The 18,219-nt window shown below is 64.6% G+C and carries 17 protein-coding genes; 7 read left to right on the forward strand and 10 right to left on the reverse strand.

Translation table 11 applies throughout. The features are described 5' to 3' along the window. Positions 1-387 precede the first annotated feature (387 nt). Positions 388-1,221 (forward strand): kinase/pyrophosphorylase, encoded by an 834-nt coding sequence (locus tag FLM52_12390; protein ID NVN56577.1) that lies wholly within the window; start codon positions 388-390, stop codon positions 1,219-1,221. 81 nt (positions 1,222-1,302) lie between these two features. Continuing rightward, positions 1,303-1,590 (forward strand): pyrimidine/purine nucleoside phosphorylase, encoded by a 288-nt coding sequence (locus FLM52_12395; protein NVN56578.1) that lies wholly within the window; start codon positions 1,303-1,305, stop codon positions 1,588-1,590. A gap of 134 nt (positions 1,591-1,724) precedes the next feature. Here the strand turns inward: FLM52_12395 and FLM52_12400 are convergent, their stop codons facing one another. From FLM52_12400 to FLM52_12430, 7 genes are all read right to left on the reverse strand, one after another. Further along, a complete protein-coding gene (locus tag FLM52_12400) occupies positions 1,725-3,104 on the reverse strand; it encodes an MATE family efflux transporter (protein NVN56579.1) in 1,380 nt (459 codons plus the stop codon). 120 nt (positions 3,105-3,224) lie between these two features. Further along, positions 3,225-3,638, reverse strand: a complete 414-nt coding sequence (locus tag FLM52_12405) for a rhodanese-like domain-containing protein (protein NVN56580.1) — start codon at positions 3,636-3,638, stop codon at positions 3,225-3,227. Between the two features lie 63 nt (positions 3,639-3,701). Next, positions 3,702-4,616 carry a 3-hydroxyisobutyrate dehydrogenase gene (gene mmsB / locus FLM52_12410; GenBank protein ID NVN56581.1) on the reverse strand — a complete coding sequence of 305 codons (915 nt, stop codon included), beginning with the start codon at positions 4,614-4,616 and terminating at the stop codon, positions 3,702-3,704. A gap of 85 nt (positions 4,617-4,701) precedes the next feature. Continuing rightward, positions 4,702-5,886, reverse strand: a complete 1,185-nt coding sequence (locus FLM52_12415) for an enoyl-CoA hydratase/isomerase family protein (GenBank protein ID NVN56582.1) — start codon at positions 5,884-5,886, stop codon at positions 4,702-4,704. Next, positions 5,883-6,701, reverse strand: coding sequence for an enoyl-CoA hydratase (locus tag FLM52_12420; GenBank protein NVN56583.1), 819 nt, complete (start codon positions 6,699-6,701; stop codon positions 5,883-5,885). The genes FLM52_12415 and FLM52_12420 overlap by 4 nt, the downstream gene beginning before the upstream one ends. Before the next feature lie 52 nt (positions 6,702-6,753). Continuing rightward, the gene (locus FLM52_12425) at positions 6,754-7,920 is read right to left on the reverse strand and encodes an acyl-CoA dehydrogenase (GenBank protein ID NVN56584.1); all 1,167 of its coding nucleotides are present in this window, start codon (positions 7,918-7,920) and stop codon (positions 6,754-6,756) included. Between the two features lie 105 nt (positions 7,921-8,025). Then, positions 8,026-9,606: a CoA-acylating methylmalonate-semialdehyde dehydrogenase gene (locus FLM52_12430; GenBank protein ID NVN56585.1), complete on the reverse strand. Its 1,581-nt coding sequence runs from the start codon at positions 9,604-9,606 to the stop codon at positions 8,026-8,028. Between the two features lie 329 nt (positions 9,607-9,935). Between FLM52_12430 and FLM52_12435 the strand changes: the two genes are divergently transcribed. The 3 genes from FLM52_12435 (at position 9,936) to FLM52_12445 (ending at position 13,495) form a co-directional block, all read left to right on the forward strand. Next, positions 9,936-10,442, forward strand: a complete 507-nt coding sequence (locus FLM52_12435) for a MerR family DNA-binding transcriptional regulator (protein NVN56586.1) — start codon at positions 9,936-9,938, stop codon at positions 10,440-10,442. A 363-nt stretch (positions 10,443-10,805) separates the two neighbouring features. Further along, positions 10,806-12,503: an AMP-binding protein gene (locus FLM52_12440; GenBank protein ID NVN56587.1), complete on the forward strand. Its 1,698-nt coding sequence runs from the start codon at positions 10,806-10,808 to the stop codon at positions 12,501-12,503. After that, positions 12,500-13,495 (forward strand): class I SAM-dependent methyltransferase, encoded by a 996-nt coding sequence (locus FLM52_12445; GenBank protein ID NVN56588.1) that lies wholly within the window; start codon positions 12,500-12,502, stop codon positions 13,493-13,495. Before FLM52_12440 ends, FLM52_12445 begins: the two co-directional genes overlap by 4 nt. 439 nt (positions 13,496-13,934) lie before the next feature. Here the strand turns inward: FLM52_12445 and FLM52_12450 are convergent, their stop codons facing one another. From FLM52_12450 to FLM52_12460, 3 genes are read right to left on the reverse strand one after another with little or no spacing between them, the layout of a single operon-like run. Next, complete coding sequence (locus FLM52_12450; protein NVN56589.1) at positions 13,935-14,897, reverse strand: biotin-dependent carboxyltransferase family protein; 963 nt, start codon at positions 14,895-14,897, stop codon at positions 13,935-13,937. Continuing rightward, positions 14,894-15,640, reverse strand: coding sequence for an allophanate hydrolase subunit 1 (locus FLM52_12455; GenBank protein ID NVN56590.1), 747 nt, complete (start codon positions 15,638-15,640; stop codon positions 14,894-14,896). The genes FLM52_12450 and FLM52_12455 overlap by 4 nt, the downstream gene beginning before the upstream one ends. Further along, positions 15,640-16,407 (reverse strand): LamB/YcsF family protein, encoded by a 768-nt coding sequence (locus FLM52_12460; GenBank protein ID NVN56591.1) that lies wholly within the window; start codon positions 16,405-16,407, stop codon positions 15,640-15,642. The genes FLM52_12455 and FLM52_12460 overlap by 1 nt, the downstream gene beginning before the upstream one ends. A 282-nt stretch (positions 16,408-16,689) precedes the next feature. On the opposite strand from FLM52_12460, the gene FLM52_12465 reads away from it, so the two are divergent. Together FLM52_12465 and FLM52_12470 are read left to right on the forward strand one after the other, a co-directional pair. Beyond that, the gene (locus FLM52_12465; GenBank protein ID NVN56592.1) at positions 16,690-17,130 is read left to right on the forward strand and encodes a glyoxalase; all 441 of its coding nucleotides are present in this window, start codon (positions 16,690-16,692) and stop codon (positions 17,128-17,130) included. A 132-nt stretch (positions 17,131-17,262) separates the two neighbouring features. Beyond that, positions 17,263-18,174, forward strand: a complete 912-nt coding sequence (locus tag FLM52_12470) for a LysR family transcriptional regulator (GenBank protein NVN56593.1) — start codon at positions 17,263-17,265, stop codon at positions 18,172-18,174. Positions 18,175-18,219 lie beyond the last annotated feature (45 nt).

The following is an 18,219-nucleotide window of genomic DNA, read 5'->3' on the forward strand; positions in this document are numbered from 1 at the left end:
CCTGGTACCAATGGATGGAAACGAGTGACCGATGGAGGACGATGAACCGCCTTCCGTTCAGCAATGACGACACCCTAACAAGCTCTCTCTAGCATTAGCCATTGGTCTAACCGGCTAGTCAGTGGAGGAGGACTACAACCCTGAGCCTTTTTCAGACGTTCTGTCGCCATCGTCGGCGAAAATGTCGACAAGCCAGAAACGGCCGCTACAGGAATGTAGTCATGAGACGCTTTGGTGGAGAACGGGAACACGGGATTTCTCATATCGCGCCACTGGCCCTGTGCCGGATATTGCAAGCGCGACAGTGAACACCGACACTTGGGGTCTTCATGGGGCAACAGCCTGAGCGGGCTGGTGTCTTCGATTCGTTCTTCACGAGTGCCCGTCATGACCCGAACCGCCTTCTTCATTTCCGATGGCACCGGCATCACCGCCGAGACACTGGGACGCAGTCTGCTGGCCCAGTTCGAGAACACCGACATCCGCATGGTGACCAAGCCCTATATCGATTCGGCCGAAAAGGCGACGGCACTGGTCAAGGCCATCGAGAGCGCGCATGCCAACGACGGCGAGCGCCCGATCATCATCGACACCATCGTCGACCAGAACATTCGCGACATCATCTCCGAATCCTCAGGTTTCAAGGTCGACATCTTCTCGACCTTCCTCAAGCCGCTGGAAGAGGAACTGGACACCCACTCGTCCTACAGCGTCGGCAAGACCCACTCCATCGGGCAGGACGACGTCTACATGAATCGCATCGATTCGGTGCATTTCGCCCTCGACAACGATGATGGCGCGCGCACGCACCAATACGACAAGGCAGACGTCATCCTCATCGGCGTCTCACGCTGCGGCAAGACCCCGACCTCGCTGTATCTGGCGCTGCAATTTGGCATCCGCGCGGCCAACTACCCGCTGACCGAGGATGATCTGGACGAGTCCGGTACCCTCAAGATGCCCGCCTCACTGGCGCAATATCGTCACAAGCTGTTCGGGCTGACCATCGACCCGCGCCGTCTGGCCGCCATCCGTACCGAGCGTCGCCCCAACAGCCGCTACTGCTCGATCGACCAGTGTCTGCAGGAAGTCGAGCAGACCGAGGCACTCTTCCGCCGCTCCAAGGTGCCCTACATCGATACCACGCGGTTCTCGATCGAAGAGATCTCGACACGCATGATCGCCGAGACCGGCCTGGCGCGCCGCTTCTCACCGCGCTGACCTCGACGCCAGGTCATCACTAATCGAACAACACGACACACGTCGGCCACGACGACACCTACCCACGCAGGAATTCCTCCCATGTTCAACACCAACCACTACTTCGACGGCCAGGTGGCCTCCATCGCCTTCCAGAGCGCAGACCTTCCTGCCACGGTCGGCGTGATGGCCATCGGCGAATTCGTGTTTTCCACCAGCCAACGCGAGTACATGACCCTGATTAGCGGCGACATGCAGGTACTGCTGCCGGGCGCGGAAGAGTGGTATCAGCTCGCCGCCGGTGAAAGCTTCATCGTCGAAGCCAACCAGAGCTTCGAGGTGCGCACCACGGTCGAGTCCGCCTATCTGTGCAAGTACGAAGACGCTTAAGGCACTGGAAAACAACCGCCTGAGGCGCTGGTAACAAAAGCCCAAGGCACTGAAAGCCAGGCATGAAAAAGCCGCCGTGACCCGAGAGGGTACGGCGGCTTTTTCGTCACGACAGCAGCTTCTCGATACCAGGCTCAGGCCCGCTGTCTGAGTACCGAACGCAGCGCCAGATAACTGATGCCACCCATCAACAGGTAACTTGTCGCTACGCCGGCAAAGATGCCGATCACGCCATACAGAGCGCCGCCCAGCCAGGCCAGCGGCACCAGCAAGGCGAACAGGCGCACCAGCGAGAGTGTCATCGCGCGGCGCGGCTTGTGCAGCGCATTGAGGCTGGAGTTGGCGAGGATGATCACGCCCTGGGCACCGAGTGCGGCGGGAATCAGCCACAGATAGGTGCTGACCAAACCCGCGACCTCCTCACTCTCGGCGAAACGCGCCGCGATCCACTCACCGCCCAGCCCCAGCCCCAACCAGACGACCAGCTGCCAGACGAGAATGAAGGCCAGCACGCCGTGGATGGCGCGCCACACGCGCTTCTGCTGGCCAGCGCCATCGTTCTGGCTGATGAAGGGCGACAGCGTCATGGACAACGCCAGCACCAGAATCAGCGCCAGCGACTCGATGCGTGAACCGATACCGTAAGCCGCCACCGCCGCGTGGCCATGCTGACTGACGATACGCGTGACCAACGCGGTGGCAATCGGCGTCATCACGCTGGTCAGCGCGGCAGGCAAGCCGATCGCCCCGATCTCGCGCCATGATGTCACCAGCCGCGTCACGCTCAGGTGACGAAAATCGAGTCGCGCACGCAGCAGTGGCAAAGCCAGCAAGCCCAGCGTCATCGCCAGCCATGCCAGCACCGTGGCCAGCGCCGCACCCGCCACGCCCATGCCCTGCCAGCCGCCGATACCGAAGATCAGCAGCGGGTCGAGCAGCGCATTGAGCACCCCCGCCGCCGCCATCACCAGCGAAGGCACCAGCGTATTGCCCTCGGCGCGCAGCACGCTGCCCAGTACACGCGGCAGCAATACGAAGGGCGCGCCGAAATACCACACCTGCATGTAGTCGCGGATATGTGGCATCAGGGTGTCATCGGCTCCCAGCAGCCCGAACAGTGGCCCGATGCTGGCAAGCCCCAGCACCAGCATCACCAGCCCCAGCAGCAGCCCCAGCAGACTGGAATCCGTGGTGCGCGCCTTGACGGTCTCGAACTCGCCACGCCCCAGCCTGCGCCCCACCACGGCGGTGGTGCCAATGGACAGCCCGATGGCGATGCTGATCACGCCGAAGGTGACCGGGAAGGTCATGGTCACCGCCGCCAGCTCCGCGGTGCCCAGCTGGGCGATGAACCAGGCATCTACCAGGTTGAACAGCATCATGGTGACGATGCCGCCGATCACCGGCCCCGTCATGCGGGCCAGCGTCGAGGCAATCGGGTCACGCAGCAGGTCACGCGTACCACGTCGAGACGAGGCACGTTTGGGGGTGGCAGGGGTATCAGGGTCAGACATACAGGCTCCGGACAGAAAACGACCCCGACCGGCGAGGTGCCAGCGGGGTCGAACAGTGTAAAGCATCAGCGTGTCAGGTGAGGGGCAACGCCGGATCGCGCCGAGCCTCCCCGCGCGGCATCAGTTGCCCTGCATGAAGGGCGAGACGACCTCTCCGCTCGCCTCACGCCAGGCCGCGAAGCCGCCACCCAGATGGGCCACCGGCCCGAACCCCATGTCCTTGAGCGACTTGGTGGCCAGCGCCGAGCGCAGCCCGCCGGCACAGAACAGCACATAGCGCCCTTCGCGCGCGAAGTCGGCGCGGTGATAGGGCGAGGCCGGATCGACCCAGAACTCCAGCATGCCACGCGGCGCGTGGATGGCGCCGGGGATGCGCCCTTCCCGCTCCAGCTCACGCACATCGCGGATGTCCACCAGCGTCAGCGGCGTGCCGCCGGCACGGGCCTCTTCCAGCGCCTCGCGCAGCTCGCGGGGCGACAGGGTCTCGATCTCCGTCTCGGCGGCGGCCACCAGCTCACTGACCGGTCGAATCATGGGGTGCTCCTTGCAGATGATGTTGTCCTAGGGGTGCATGTCAGCGACTGGCGGCGTGACAGCTCACGCATCCGCCTCCCCACAGCGATAGAAGCGCTGGATGCTCGAGAAATCGAGACGTCCTGCGCCTTGGGCGGCATGCTGGACAAACAGATTACGCGCCTGGGAGCCCATTGGCACCGACGACTTCGAGCCCAGCGCCATCTCCCAGGCAAGGCCGAGGTCCTTGGTCATCAGATCGACCAGGAAACCGCCCTGATAGTCATTGGAGGCCGGTGCGGCTTCCATCACGCCAGGCCAGGGGTTGTAGACGTTGAGCGCCCAGTTGCCGCCGGATGACTGCTTCATCACCTCCGAGAGCACGGCCGGGTCCAGCCCGTTCTTGACCCCCAGCGCCAGCGCCTCGGCGGTGCCGCTCATCAGGATACCCAGCAGCATGTTGTTGCAGATCTTGGCGACCTGACCGCTGCCGGCCGGGCCGGCATGGAACAGATTCTTGCCCATCACTTCCAGCAGCGGCACGGCACGCGCATAGCCGTCGGCCTCGCCGCCGACGATGAAGCTCAGCGTGCCGGCACGCGCGCCACCGACCCCGCCGGACACCGGGGCGTCCATGAAGGTGATGCCACGCTCAGCGGCGTGGCGCGCGACCAGACGGGCGTCATCCGGCGCGATGGTTGAGGCGTCGATCACCAGTACCGAGGCGTCGAGTGTGGCCAGAAGCCCCCCCGCCCCGTCTTCCTTGTCACCCAGATAGAGCTTTCGTACGTGCTGACCGGCCGGCAGCATGCTGATCAACACCTCGACACCCTCGACGACCTCTCCGGGAGATGCCGCGCGGGTGGCACCCGCCTCGACCAGCTCGTTCATGGCCGACTCGACCAGGTCGAAGACCCTTACCGCATGGCCAGCCTTGACCAGATTGAGCGCCATGGGCCCGCCCATGTTGCCGAGTCCGATGAAACCGATGGATGTCATGGCAATGCTTCCTTGTGAACAGGTTCTTGTTGTCATTGGCGTACAGCAGCAAGTCTGCGCCTGCCGCCTTTGCTGAAAAGCGTGCTCAGAGGTCCATCAGCGGATGCTCATCCTCTTCCCATAGCGGTGCGAAGAAGCCATCGATGTATTCCTCGGAGACCTGGGCGATCGAGGCATAGGCCCACTGCGGCTGCTTGTCCTTGTCGATCAGCAGGGCGCGCACCCCTTCGGCAAGCTCGGTGCCCATGCAGCAGCGCACCGACAGGGTCAGCTCGTCGCGGAAGGCTTCCGCCAGCGAGGAGTGGCGATGGCGTGCCAGCATGCGAAATACCAGATGCGGTGAGCTGGGGCAGCCGGCCAGCAGACGCTCGCGGTTGGCGTACAGCCACGCATTGCAGTCACTGCGCGCCTGGGGGTCATCGAGGATCCGCTGGCAGGCCTTCAGCACTTCATGCCCGGCGACCAGCTGCTGGATGTGATCGAAGAGCGGCAGCACCTGCCCCGGCGGCGCCAGTTCACGGCGCTCGAACTCGCTCAGTACCTGGCTCAGATGTCGCGACGGATGACGGCCGAATTCCCCCTCGCACAGCGCCTGCTTGAGCGCCTCGCGCTGTTCATCGGGAATCAGGCGTGTCGCAAGCCCCAGATCCAGCGCATCGCGGGCATTCAGTTGCGCACCGGTCGCGCCGAGATATTCTCCGATGCCACGCGGCAGGCGATTGAGCAGCCAGCTGGCACCGACATCCGGATACAGACCGATGCTGACTTCCGGCATCGCCAGTCGTGAACTCTCGGTGACCACGCGCTCACAGCCGCCGGCGAACAGCCCCATGCCACCGCCCATCACGATGCCGCCACCCCACACCAGCAGCGGCTTGGGGAAGGTATGCAGGCGATGATCGAGCCGGTATTCGGCGGTGAAGTAGCGGGTGGCGAAGAAATCATCCAGCGCCTCGAGGGGGTCTGCGCCTTCGCTGGCAGGCGCCGTGGTCATCGCCTGATAGAGCGCCACGATATCGCCACCGGCACACAGCGCACGCTCGCCGGCACCTTCCAGCCACACCATGGCGATGCTGCTGTCCAGCTCCCAGGCATCCAGCTGCGCCTCGATGCGCTCGATCATGGCCAGCGACAGCGCATTCAGCGAACGCGGCGCGTTCAGGCGCATGATTCCCAGCTGCTTGCCGTCGCGGGCGCGACGCGTCTCGAACACCACGGGCGCCTCGACCTCGGTCGCGGCCCTGGCGGTGACACCTTCTATCTGGCTCATGAGCGCCCTCCTTCCTTCACCTCTTCCTGACGCGAGACCCACTGCGGGGCGCGCTTCTCGAGGAAGGCACTCACGCCTTCCTTCTGGTTGGGGTCATCGAACAGCTCGACGAACAGCTCGCGCTCCATGCGCAGGCCATCGCTCATGCCGCGATGGCGCGACGACATGATCAACGCCTTGCAACGTGCCACTGCGCTCGGACTCTGGTTGGCGACGCTCTCGGCGATCGCCAGTGCGCGCTCGAAGCTCCGGCCGGTCTCGACCACCTCTTCGGCCAGTCCGATGCGACCGGCGGTCTCGGCGTCTACCTGTTCCCCACACAGGATCATGCGCTTGGCCCAGCCTTCGCCGACCAGCCACGGCAGGTGCTGGGTGCCGCCCGCACACGGCAACAGCCCCACCTTGGCCTCCGGCAGCGCCAGCCTGGCCTGACGTTCGACGATACGCATGTCGCAGGCCAGCGCGCACTCGAGCCCGCCGCCCATCGCGTAGCCGTTGACGGCGGCGATCGTCACGCCCGGGAAGTGGGCCAGCCGTTCGAAGGCGAGCCCGAAGCGACGCGCCATGGTGGCGGCGACGCCCTTGTCGCCATCGGCGAAGGTCTTGAGATCGGCACCGGCAGAGAAGAACTTGTCGCCCTCACCGGTGATCACCACGGCACTTATGCTGCCATCGCCCTCCAGCTCATCGAGCAGCTGCTCCAGCTCGATCAAGGACGTTTCCGTCCAGGTGTTGGCCGGCGGGTTGTTGATGGTGACCCGGGCGATATGACGATCCTTCTCGAGAACGAGGCATGGCCCTTGACTGGATGACATCATGTAACTCCCTGAAAGATGGTAACCAATGACAAATGAAGTGGAGGTGGCGCTACGCCAGCGACTCGATCATGCCCGGGGTCAGAAGACGGCGCGCGATGATCAGACGCATGATCTCGTTGGTGCCTTCCAGAATCTGGTGCACACGGGTGTCACGCACCAGCCGCTCCAACGGGTACTCGCGGATATAACCGTAGCCGCCATGCAGCTGGAGTGCCTGATTGCAGACCTCGAAGCCCATGTCGGTGGCAAAGCGTTTGGCCATCGCACAGTGGGCGCTGGCCTCGGCGTCGCCCTCATCGAGCTTGAAGGCCGCCAGCCGCACCAGGGTGCGCGCCGCGGTCAGTTCGGTGGCCATGTCGGCCAGCGTGAACTGCAGCGCCTGGAACTGCGCCAGCTCGCGCCCGAACTGCTTGCGCTCGCCGAGATAATCGCGAGAAAGCTCCAGCGCCTTCTGGGCCGCACCCAATGAGCAGGTGGCGATGTTGATGCGTCCGCCATCCAGCGCCTTCATCGCGAAGCGGAAGCCCTCGCCCTCCTCGCCCAGACGATTGGCCGCCGCAACCCGCACGCGATCGAAGCTCACCAGCCGGGTCGGCTGGCTGTTCCAGCCCATCTTGTCTTCCTTCTTGCCGTAGCTGATGCCCTCGGCGTCAGCCGGCACCACGAAGGCCGAGATACCCGCCGCGCCGCTGTCCGGCTCGCCGGTGCGCGCCATCACCACCAGCACGTCCGTGGCGCCGGCTCCGGAGATGAACATCTTGGAGCCACTCAGATAGTAGTCATCGCCCTCACGCTCGGCGCGGGTGCGCAGGCTGGCAGCATCACTGCCGCTGCCCGGCTCGGTCAGGCAGTAGGAACCGAGCTTGTCGCCCGCCACCATCGCCGGCACCCACTGCTCGCGACAGCTCTCAGTGGCGAAACTGGCGATCATCCAGCCCACCATGTTGTGGATGGTGATGTAGGCGGTGGTCGAGATGCAGCCGGTCGCCAGCTGCTCGAGAATGATGGAGCTGTCGAGACGTGGCAGGCCGAGGCCGCCATGCTCCTCGGGGACGTAAAGCCCCATGAAGCCGGCCTCGCCCGCCTTGCGAAGAGTCTCGATGGGGAAGTGGGCCGTGGCGTCCCACTCGGCGGCATGCGGGGCAAGCTCGGCATCCGCGAAGGCACGCGCCCCCTCCTGGAGGGCACGCTGGTCATCGGTCAGCGAAAAGTTCATGCAGCTGCCTCCTGTTGTCCTTGTTCTGTCGACCCGGGTCTATCGCCCGGGCCTGTCAAAGCGGCTCAGCGCATCTGAGGAGCCATCAGCGCATTTGAAGAGCCCTCAGCGCATCTGGATCGAGAAGTTGGGCTGATTGCCCTCGGCCGGCGCATCGTCGAACCAGCGCGCGGTCACCGTCTTGGTCTCGGTATAGAAACGCACCGCCTGCTTGCCATAGGCATGCAGATCACCGAAGAAGCTGCCGCGCCAGCCGGTGAAGGAGAAGAACGGCAGCGGCACCGGAATCGGCACGTTGATGCCGACCTGACCGACCGCGATCTCGTTCTGGAAGCGCCGCGCGGCGCCGCCGGAGCGCGTGAAGATGGAGGTGCCGTTGCCGTAGGGGTTGTTGTTGATCAGCTTGATGGCCTCGGACAGGTCCGCCGCCTCCATGCAGCACAGCACCGGTCCGAAGATTTCCTCGCGATAGAGCACCATCTCCGGCGTCACCCTGGAGAACAGACACGGCCCCAGCCAGTTGCCGTCGGGATAGCCCGCCACCGAGACGCCGCGGCCATCCAGCAGCAGCTCGGCGCCTTCCTGCTCGCCCTGCTGGATCCAGCCGGTCACGCGCTCCAGCGCCTGCGGCGAGATCAGCGGCCCGTAGCTGGCGCCCTTGTCATCCCAGGCGCCCGGGCGCACCTCGGCCAGCGCATCGCGCACCCGCTCGATCAAGGCCTTCGAATCACCGACGAAGACCGCCACCGAGATCGCCATGCAACGCTGACCCGCCGCGCCGACACTGGCACCGACCAGCGCGTTGACGACCTGGTCCGCTGGGGCGTCCGGCATGATCACCATGTGATTCTTTGCCCCGGCGAAGCACTGGGCGCGCTTGAGGTTGTCGGTGGCGGTGCGATAGATGTGCTGCCCCACCGGTACCGAGCCGACGAAGCTGACGGTGCGCACCATCTCGTGGGCGAGAAGATGATTGACCTGATCCCGCCCGCCCTGCACCACGGTCAGGATACCCTCGGGTGCCCCCGCCTCCATGAACAGCTCCGCCAGCCGTAGCGTGGTCAGCGGCACCTGCTCGGAGGGCTTGAGCACGAAGGCATTGCCACAGGCGATGGACAGCGGGAACATCCACAGCGGTATCATGGCGGGGAAGTTGAACGGCGTGATGCCTAAGCAGACGCCCAGCGACTGGGTCACGGAATAGCTGTCGATGCCGGTGGCGACGTTCTCCACCGTCTCACCCATCAGCAGGCTGGGAATGTTGGCGGCGTGTTCGACCACCTCGATGCCGCGCCACACATCACCCTTGGCGTCCTCGAAGGTCTTGCCCAGCTCGTGGGAGATGATCTCGGCCAGCTCGTCATGATGCTGCTTGAGCAGATGCTGATAGCTGAGCATCAGACGGGCACGGGTCGGCACCGGCGTGTTGCGCCAGCGCTGGAAGGCCTGTTCGGCGTGGTCCAGCGCCTCATCCAGCTCACTCAGCGGTGACAGGGGCACGCGGGCGATCTCGCCGTTGGTGGCCGGGTTGGTGACGCTCAGGTGCTGATCGGCGCGACTTTCGACAAACTGACCATTGATCAGCTGTGGCAGCACCAGCGGCGCGCTGCCACCGGCGACCACGGCGCGCAGGCGTGACAGCAGATCCAGTGAACCGGTAGAGGGCGTGAGAGACGTCGAAGACATGGCGTGGCATTCCTGTGGCTGTTGTTATTGGGAGGAAGACAGTGTGTCAACAGAGCCGAAGTCGTCAGGCGAGCCGCCTTGCAGAGCTGAAGACGTTCTGCAGAACCAGGCCGCCCTGCAGAAAGCGGCAAGCCGAGACTGTGATCTGATTCAACCTAGCATCTGCTTGGTTGGCTGCAAATACTATTACCCTTTACGTTAACGTAAACAATGCTAGTCTGTAGAAAATTCACGGCCAGACGCCGCTGGCACCCACTGCGCCAAGGAGCATTTCCCTCTCCCTGGCGCGCACAGCATCCGGAGCGGCAGCGCCCATGACAGATACGATGATGACCCCGAGTCCTGACCCCAGATCCCGAGTAACGCCTGATGGCACGAGGCACGACGCCGGTACGGAGTCCCTGCTGAGCACGACCAGTACCAGCGATGCCATCCGTCCGACCCAGCGCACCTGGAGCATCGGCGAGCTGGCACGGCATTTCGACGTGACCACGCGCACCATCCGCTTCTACGAGCAGGAAGGACTGCTGCACCCGGAGCGACGCGGTCAGACACGCGTCTATCGCGACAAGGACCGCGTACGCCTCAAGCTGACCCTGCGCGGCAAGCGACTGGGCTTCTCGCTGGCCGAGATTCGTGAAGTGGTCGACCTCTACGACGCCGCCGACGGCGGTGGCGAGAAGCAGCTCACCCGCCTGCTTGGCATTCTGAGCGAAAAGCGTGAGGGCCTTGAGCGTCAGCTGCGCGATCTCACCGCCATGCAGCGCGAGCTGGATGACGTCGAGACACGTGCCCGCGAAGCCCTCGTCCGCCTGTCCGGCGACAGCGAAAGCTAGCACCCACTCGCGTCAGCAACAGTTATGTAACTGACAGCTATACAAGTGACAGCGACTAGACTGTCCATGGAAAACTGCCCATCAGGAGAACATTCACCCTTGGAGTGACCAGCGCCTCGCGAGTGCGGGCGACAGCAGACTGCCGGAGAGCAACGCGTCGCACGCTGAGCTCACGACAAGACGACAGCACGACCAGACGACAAAAACGAAAAGGACGAAAAGGACGAAAAGAACAACAACACAGCGTCACCGCCTCCCTGAGGCGGCTCCCCCTGACAAGCCTTGCCTCACCAATAACAACCAAGGACACAGGAAAGCACCATGTCACAGGACGCCATCGCCACACGCCAGCCTGCCAGCGAAATGACACGTGCAAGCCGGTCAGTCAGCTATCTCAGCACCACCTCCGACACGCCACTGATGGGAGAAACCATCGGGGATTGCCTTGATCGCATCTGCGCGCGCTGGCCCGAGCGCGATGCCCTGATCAGTCGCCATCAGGGGCTGCGCTACACCTGGGCCGAACTGCACGCAGAGGTCGAGCGCGTGGCGCGCGGCCTGCTGGCGATGGGCATCGAGCGCGGCGACCGCGTCGGCATCTGGGCGCCCAATCGCGCCGAATGGACACTGATCCAGTACGCCACCGCCAAGATCGGCGTCGTGCTGGTCAACCTCAACCCTAGCTACCGTGGCCATGAACTGGCCTACGCCCTCAAGCAATCCGGTGCGGCGACGCTGATCTTCCAGTCTCGCTTCAAGGCGTCCGACTATGTGGCGATCCTCGAGGAGCTGTTCCCTGAGGCCAAGGACGCCCGCGGCCGTGATGGCATTCACAATAGCGCGCTGCCAGACCTCAGGCGCCTGATCTGCTTCGAGGCCGAAGATGCCCTGCCCGGCATGCTCAACTGGCAGGATGTGCTCAGCGGAGCCGATAGCGTCTGCGTCGAGACACTCAGCGAGCTGCAGGCCAGTCTGACCTTCGATGACCCGATCAATATCCAGTACACCTCCGGCACCACCGGCGCCCCCAAGGGCGCGACCCTCTCGCATCACAACATCCTAAACAACGGCTTCTTCGTCGCCGAGCGCATGAATCTCAGCGAGCACGACACGCTGGTGATGCCGGTGCCGCTCTATCACTGCTTCGGCATGGTGATGGGCAACCTGGGTTGTCTGACCCACGGCGCCGCCATCGTCTATCCGGAAGCGGGCTTCGATCCGCTGGCCACCCTGCAGGCGGTCAGCGAGGAAGGCGCCACCGCGATGTTCGGCGTGCCGACGATGTTCATCGCCGAACTCGAACACCCGCGCTTCGCCGAATTCGACCTCACCAGCCTGCGCACCGGCACCATGGCCGGCTCCATCTGCCCCATCGAGGTGATGCGCCAGGTCATCGAACGCATGCACATGCGCGAGGTCACCATCGCCTACGGCATGACCGAGACCAGCCCGGTCAGCTTGCAGACCACGCGTGAGGCGCCACTGGACAAGCGCGTCTCCACCGTCGGCACCCTGCATCCGCATCTGGAGATCAAGATCATCGACCCTGACAGCGGGCGCGTGGTGCCAGTCGGCGAGAAGGGCGAGCTGTGCACGCGAGGTTACAGCGTGATGCTGGGCTACTGGAACAACCCGGAGGCCACCGCCAAGGCCATCGACGCCGGCCGCTGGATGCATACCGGCGACCTCGCGACGCTGGATGAAGACGGCTACGTGACGATCGTGGGACGTATCAAGGACATGATCATCCGCGGTGGCGAGAACATCTACCCGCGCGAGATCGAGGACTTCCTCTACACCCACCCTGCGGTGTCGGACGTGCAGGTGATCGGCGTGCCCGATGAGCGGTATGGCGAGGAAGTGATGGCATGGGTCAAGCTCAAGGAAGGCGAGCAGCTCGATGAACCGGCGCTCAAGGCGTTCTGCCAGGGACGTATTGCTCACTTCAAGGTGCCGCGCTACATCAAGTTCGTGGAGGAATTCCCGATGACCGTGACCGGCAAGATCCAGAAGTTCAAGATGCGCGAGGCCGCGACACAAGAGCTGGGGCTGGCCAGGTGAGTACGTCACGTGAGGGGGAGGATGACACTCCCGCCGCACGCCACCTGAGCAGCGCTCGTCAGCAGGTCGCTCACTATGCGGCGAGTCATCATCATGCGGCCCTCGACGAGGCACTCGAGACGCTGATCGATGCCCACCCGAGCGGTGAACTGCCGATCATGGCACTGGCCGGGCTGGACCAACTGCATCTGGGTGGCGTGACGGGCACCCGCGAGCTGCTGGCCCTCGCCCGGCTGGAACCCCAGTCCCAGGGGCTTTCGATGCTCGAACTCGGCGCAGGCCTCGGCGGGCTGGCGCGGCATATTGCCAGCCAGTCGCGTGACACGGGCGCGGACCACCACATCACCACACTGGATCTCTCGAGCAGTCTCTGCGAGCTGGCGATTGCCCTCAACCGGGCCACCGGACTGCGCGAGTCGATTCGCGTGCTGGAGGGCGATGCCTGCTACCCCGAGCTGCACCCAGCACTCTCGGGCCGCCGCTTTGATCGCCTCTTCAGCCAGCACCTGCTGGTGCATCTGAGTGACAAGGGCGGCACGCTCACGCAATGGCACGAGCGACTCGCCCAGGATGGCTACCTCATGCTGCACGAGCCGGTGCTCAGCGTGCAGGCGCAGGCGTTTGGCGAGCGTCCTGCCCTGCCACTGCCCTGGGCGCTGTCGCCGCGCGGCGATCAGCTGGCCAGCTGCGAGGAATTGCACGAGGCGATGGCCAGCAGTGGCTTCGAGGTCGATGCCCATGTCGAGCTGACCGATCAGGTGCTGAGCTGGCAGGCACGGCGCATGCACGAGAGCACCAGCGAGCAGCCCGGTGCCTACCGTGACGACGCGCCTGCGCCCTCGCCGGCCATGCTGGCCGCTCGTGGCCTGACGCCGGAGCTGGTCTTCGGCCCCAGCTTCACCCTGATGCAACGCAACCTGATGCAGGCATTGGAAGCTGGCTGGCTGGAGGTTCATCTGTGGCGTCTGCGCAAGCGTCCTGCCAGGCAGTGAAGGGCGCGCTGGATCAGCAGACCTCACCGCAGGGATGCGGCGAGGAAAAAATTAGGAAACAGCGCTCGCAAATGACTGGCATCCGCCTGCCTCAACCGTTATTCTTGCCAGTACAGTCCCGTTCGGGGGATAAGCCGTTCGTTACCCGTCAGCATGTGGGGTAATGTGCCCGACATGGTGACCGCATTGCTTCGTGTTTCATCGATACCCACGAGTCAGTGCAACGTTTCCCGATGCTCGCGCAACGTTTCTCCGGGAATCTGTTCATCAAGGGCGTGATCTGATCAATCACTCCCAACAGCATCAAAGATTCCCTCACGGGAAAACCGAAAGGGCCTCCACTTGGAGGCCCTTTTTTTGTCTGCACGCTTCGATTCAGTCGCTCAGGTCTGCACGTTCAGGTCTGCAGGCGTCGAGCTGAAAGCTTCGCTGCGGCGCATCACGACTGCCAGCCGGCCAGCACCTCGAGGTGATCACGACGCGCCTGACCCGGTGTCACGGCCGCCAGTCGCACCCGGGAGCCCGGCACACATTGTCCGAGCCGTGCGCAGGCCAGTGGCGTCAGCGCGCCAAGGCGCGGGTAGCCGCCGATCGTCTGGCGATCATTGAGCAATATGATGGGCTGGCCATCGGCCGGCACCTGCACGGCGCCCAGCGGAATGCCCTCGGACACCATGCCCGCCCCGTCACGCTCGAGGCGCGGGCCGGTCAGGCGCACCCCCATGCGGTCGGCGCGCCCATCCACCGCCCATTCGCTGTTGAAGGCGCGATAGAGGCTGTCGCCACTGAACTCGGCGATCTGCGCCCCCACGACCAGCGGCAATTCGAGCGCCTCGCCTTCCTCGGGGGCCAGCGACTGCTGCCATGCCTGTGCCGACGCCGGCAGCTCGCGCAGCGACAGCTCATTGCGGGCAGCCGTCAGCACATCACCGCTGGCCAGCGCCCGCCCTTCCCCATCCAGCCCGCCAAGGCCGTCGCGCACCGTACTGGCGGCACTGCCCAGCACCGGGGCGACATCCAGGCCACCGGGGAAGGCCAGATAGGCGCGCAGCCCGGCGACGGGACGCTCGAACTTGAGCTGCTGCCCCGCCGTCACTGCGAAGGCCCGGCCCGGCGTGAGCGGCTCGCCATCGAGGGTCGCGGCCAGGTCTGCGCCGCACAGCGCCAGGGTGCCAGCCTGTTCGATCTTGAGCAGCAAGCCGCCGCCCATGGTGATCTCGAGGCCCGGCGCATCATGGGCGTTGCCCAGCAGCCAGTTGGCCCAGCCCAGCGACACCCAGTCCGCCGCGCCACCCTGGGTCACGCCCAGGTGACGCACGCCCAGACGGCCAGCGTCCTGCACCAGTGCCAGGGCACCGCTGCGCTCGACGCGCAGCGTCGTCTTCGTCTTCACGTCGCTCATGCGCGCTCCTCCAGCGGGGTGACATCGCCGCCCAGGCGAACGAATTCCTCTCGGCTCACGGAGACAAAGCGCACGCGGTCACCGGGCATGAAACGACTGGACGGTTCACCGGCCTCGTTGCGCCCGAACAGGGTGATGGGCGTACGGCCCAGAATGTTCCAGCCACCGGGAGAGCGTGACGGGTAGATGGCGGCCTGACGGTCAGCGATACCGACGCTGCCGGGGGCGATCTTCTGGCGCGGCGTCTTGAGGCGCGGTGTGGTCAGCGCCTCTTCCAGCACGCCCATGAAGGCGAAACCGGGCGCGAAGCCGAGGGCGAACACGCAGTAGTCATGCGCCCCGTGACGCTCGATCAGCGCCTCGACACTGATGCCCAGCCGCGCGGCGATCGATGCCAGCTCCGGCCCGACACTGTCGTCATACCAGACGGGCACTTCATGCAGCTGGCCCTGCTGGCCACTGCCCGGCGCGAGATCCGCCAGCGCAGCCTGGATACGGGCACGCGCCTCGCCTTCTTCCAGCGCGGCCACATCGTAGTGCAGCAGCAGCGTGGTGTAGGACGGCACCAGATCGACCAGCGCCGCGCCGAAGGCTTCACGCAGCGCACTGTCGGCGGCCAGCACCCAGGCCATGTTGGATTCCTCGATGCGATCGAACAGCCGGATGATCAGCGAGTCCATGCCGACGGTCTCGAGGCGCAGCTGCGGTGACGTGCCACGGCCGTGGCTGTCAGCCCCCGCCATCAGGCACCCGCCAACGTATCGAAGGCTTCACGGATGGCGCGCACCGCGGCCACGGACTCGGCGTTGTCACCGTGCACGCACAGCGTATCGGCGGACAGCACCAGGTCACCGCCGCTGCTGTCGGTCAGCGCTTCACCACGTGCCAGCGTCACGGACTGGGCGATGATCACCTCGCTGTCATGATGCACGGCGCCCGGCTCACGGCGCGAGACCAGGTGGCCGCGTGAATCGTAGGCACGGTCGGCGAAGGCCTCGAACCACAGCGTGATGCCCATCTCGTCGGCCAGCGCCTGCATCGGCGCGGGGTTGGCGGTCGCCATCACCATCAGCGGCAGGCTGGCGTCATAGCGCACCACGGCCTGCATGACGGCGCGCAGCAGCGTCGGGTCGGCGGCCATGTCGTTGTAGAGCGCGCCATGCGGCTTCACGTACTGGACACGAGTGCCCTCGGCGCGACAGATGCCATCCAGCGCGCCAATCTGATAGAGCAGCATGTCCTCGACTTCGGCAGGCGAACACGCCATCGAGCGACGGCCGAAGCCTTGCAGGTCCGGGTAGGCCGGGTGCGCGCCGATGCGCACGTCATGCTTGACCGCCAGACGCACGGTGCGGCGCATGATGGTGGGGTCGGAGGCGTGGAAACCACAGGCGATGTTGGCGCAGTCGACGAAGGGCATGACCTCTTCATCCAGACCGATCTTCCAGTTGCCGAAGCTTTCGCCCATATCGCAGTTGAGCAGGGGGAGGGAGGGAGCAGAGCGGGACATAGCAAAACCTCACAGGTCAGATCTTGTGTGTTGTTATGCCTCCACTCTATGTAAGGGGCCGCCTTGGTATCCAATCGTATTTTATGATTCGTCATATCGGTGAAATCTTTCATCATCTTGCGCCATGAAAGCACCGGCCGTGTATCGCTTGCCCGACAGAGCGCGTCATGCTTGTGTCTTGGGCGAGCCGAGCGGTGATTTCAGGGCCTGTCACCCCGCCCACCGCTGGTCTGAAGTCATTCCTTGCTCAGCCGAATCCCCAACAACAACAGGAGTTTCACCATGGCCGTCAGCGATCCGTTCCACCTCGCCATCCAGGTCCGCGATATCGCCGAGGCACGCCGCTTCTATGGCGAGTTTCTGGGCTGCCCCGAGGGCCGCTCGTCCGACAGCTGGGTCGATTTCGATCTCTATGGCCACCAGTTCGTCTGCCACCTGAACCCGGCGCTGGCCGACCCGGCAAGCGCCGTCGCTCAGCACCGCAATCCGGTCGATGGCCATGGCGTGCCGGTGCCGCACTTCGGCGTGGTGCTGGAGATGGACGCCTGGCAGGCACTGGCGGACCGCCTCATCGCCGAGGGCGTCACCTTCGAGATCGAGCCCCATATCCGCTTCAAGGGCGAACCCGGCGAACAGGCAACGATGTTCTTCCTCGACCCCACCGGCAATGCGCTGGAATTCAAGGCCTTCAAGGACCGCGAGAGCCAGCTGTTTCGCAAATGACGTAAGCGACCCGCGCAAGCGAATGAGCCCACGCCCGGCCTGACGCGGGCCATGCCCCGTGATGAAAGCTGACGCCCCGCGCCGCATGCGGCAAGATGGGCGGTCTTCACGATTCATCACGGGGCATCTGCCATGTTCGACTTCAAGGAACTCGAGGCCTTCGTCTGGGTGGTCCGGCTTGGCTCGTTCCGCAAGGGCGCGACCAAGCTTCACCTGACCCAGCCCTCCATCTCGGACCGCATCAACCGCCTGGAAGCCACCGTCGGCGAATCCCTGCTGGAACGCGCCACCCGCCCCATCCAGCCCACCCTGCGCGGGCGAGAGTTCTTCGCCCACGCCGAGCGCCTGCTCAGTGGCCGCGACGAAGCCATGCGCCTGTTTCAGGAAGAAGGCGCCTTCTCAGGCACGCTGCGTCTGGGCGTGATCGAGACCATCGCCAACAGCTGGTTCCCCGCCTTCATGCGCCAGCTGGCCGAACGCTATCCCAAGCTGACGCTGGAAATGACCGTCGATATCTCGCCCTCTCTGCATCAGCGTCTGGCCGACAATGATCTCGACATGCTGTTCGCGATGGACAGCGCCGCCATGGGGCCCTACGCCACCCAGACTCCGCTGTGCACCTTCGAGATGGGCATGTTCGCCTCACCGGCCCTCGCCGAGCAGCTGGCCGAGGATGGCGAGCGCTTCGCCTCCACGCCATTCATCTCCTTCAGCAAGCAGGCGCGCCCCTATACCGAGCTGGTCAGCTATCTGTCGGACCGGGGCATCACCCAGCCCAAGGTGCACTGCACCAGCACCCTGATGACCATCCTGCGCATGAGCAGCGAAGGGCTCGGCATCGGCGTACTGCCGGTCGCTACGGTGGAGGATGTCATCAGCCACGGCGAACTGGTGCGCCTGCCACTGAAGACCCCGCTGCCCCCGATGATCTATGAAGCCATCTGGCGCAATGCCAACTACCCCGATTTCTGTGCCAGCGTGGCACGCCTCGGCTGCCAATGTGCCGAGACCTACTCGCAGCAACACGCGCATTCCACTCCCTGATCAGACCGCCTGTCATGCGCTGAGTCAGGGTTGATCGCGCCCCGC

The sequence above is a fragment of the bacterium Scap17 genome, from assembly GCA_013376735.1.
Classification (GTDB): Bacteria; Pseudomonadota; Gammaproteobacteria; order Pseudomonadales; family Halomonadaceae; genus Cobetia.

Coding starts and splice junctions, on each gene's coding strand:
- FLM52_12415 (NVN56582.1), bottom strand. CDS start 5,886: ATGAGCCAGATAGAAGGTGTCACCGCCAGGGCCGCGACCGAGGTCGAG.
- FLM52_12405 (NVN56580.1), bottom strand. CDS start 3,638: ATGATTCGACCGGTCAGTGAGCTGGTGGCCGCCGCCGAGACGGAGATC.
- FLM52_12460 (NVN56591.1), bottom strand. CDS start 16,407: ATGTCCCGCTCTGCTCCCTCCCTCCCCCTGCTCAACTGCGATATGGGC.
- FLM52_12450 (NVN56589.1), bottom strand. CDS start 14,897: ATGAGCGACGTGAAGACGAAGACGACGCTGCGCGTCGAGCGCAGCGGT.
- FLM52_12440 (NVN56587.1), top strand. CDS start 10,806: ATGACACGTGCAAGCCGGTCAGTCAGCTATCTCAGCACCACCTCCGAC.
- FLM52_12455 (NVN56590.1), bottom strand. CDS start 15,640: ATGGCGGGGGCTGACAGCCACGGCCGTGGCACGTCACCGCAGCTGCGC.
- FLM52_12425 (NVN56584.1), bottom strand. CDS start 7,920: ATGAACTTTTCGCTGACCGATGACCAGCGTGCCCTCCAGGAGGGGGCG.
- mmsB (NVN56581.1), bottom strand. CDS start 4,616: ATGACATCCATCGGTTTCATCGGACTCGGCAACATGGGCGGGCCCATG.
- FLM52_12420 (NVN56583.1), bottom strand. CDS start 6,701: ATGTCATCCAGTCAAGGGCCATGCCTCGTTCTCGAGAAGGATCGTCAT.
- FLM52_12470 (NVN56593.1), top strand. CDS start 17,263: ATGTTCGACTTCAAGGAACTCGAGGCCTTCGTCTGGGTGGTCCGGCTT.
- FLM52_12435 (NVN56586.1), top strand. CDS start 9,936: ATGACCCCGAGTCCTGACCCCAGATCCCGAGTAACGCCTGATGGCACG.
- FLM52_12465 (NVN56592.1), top strand. CDS start 16,690: ATGGCCGTCAGCGATCCGTTCCACCTCGCCATCCAGGTCCGCGATATC.
- FLM52_12395 (NVN56578.1), top strand. CDS start 1,303: ATGTTCAACACCAACCACTACTTCGACGGCCAGGTGGCCTCCATCGCC.
- FLM52_12390 (NVN56577.1), top strand. CDS start 388: ATGACCCGAACCGCCTTCTTCATTTCCGATGGCACCGGCATCACCGCC.
- FLM52_12400 (NVN56579.1), bottom strand. CDS start 3,104: ATGTCTGACCCTGATACCCCTGCCACCCCCAAACGTGCCTCGTCTCGA.
- FLM52_12430 (NVN56585.1), bottom strand. CDS start 9,606: ATGTCTTCGACGTCTCTCACGCCCTCTACCGGTTCACTGGATCTGCTG.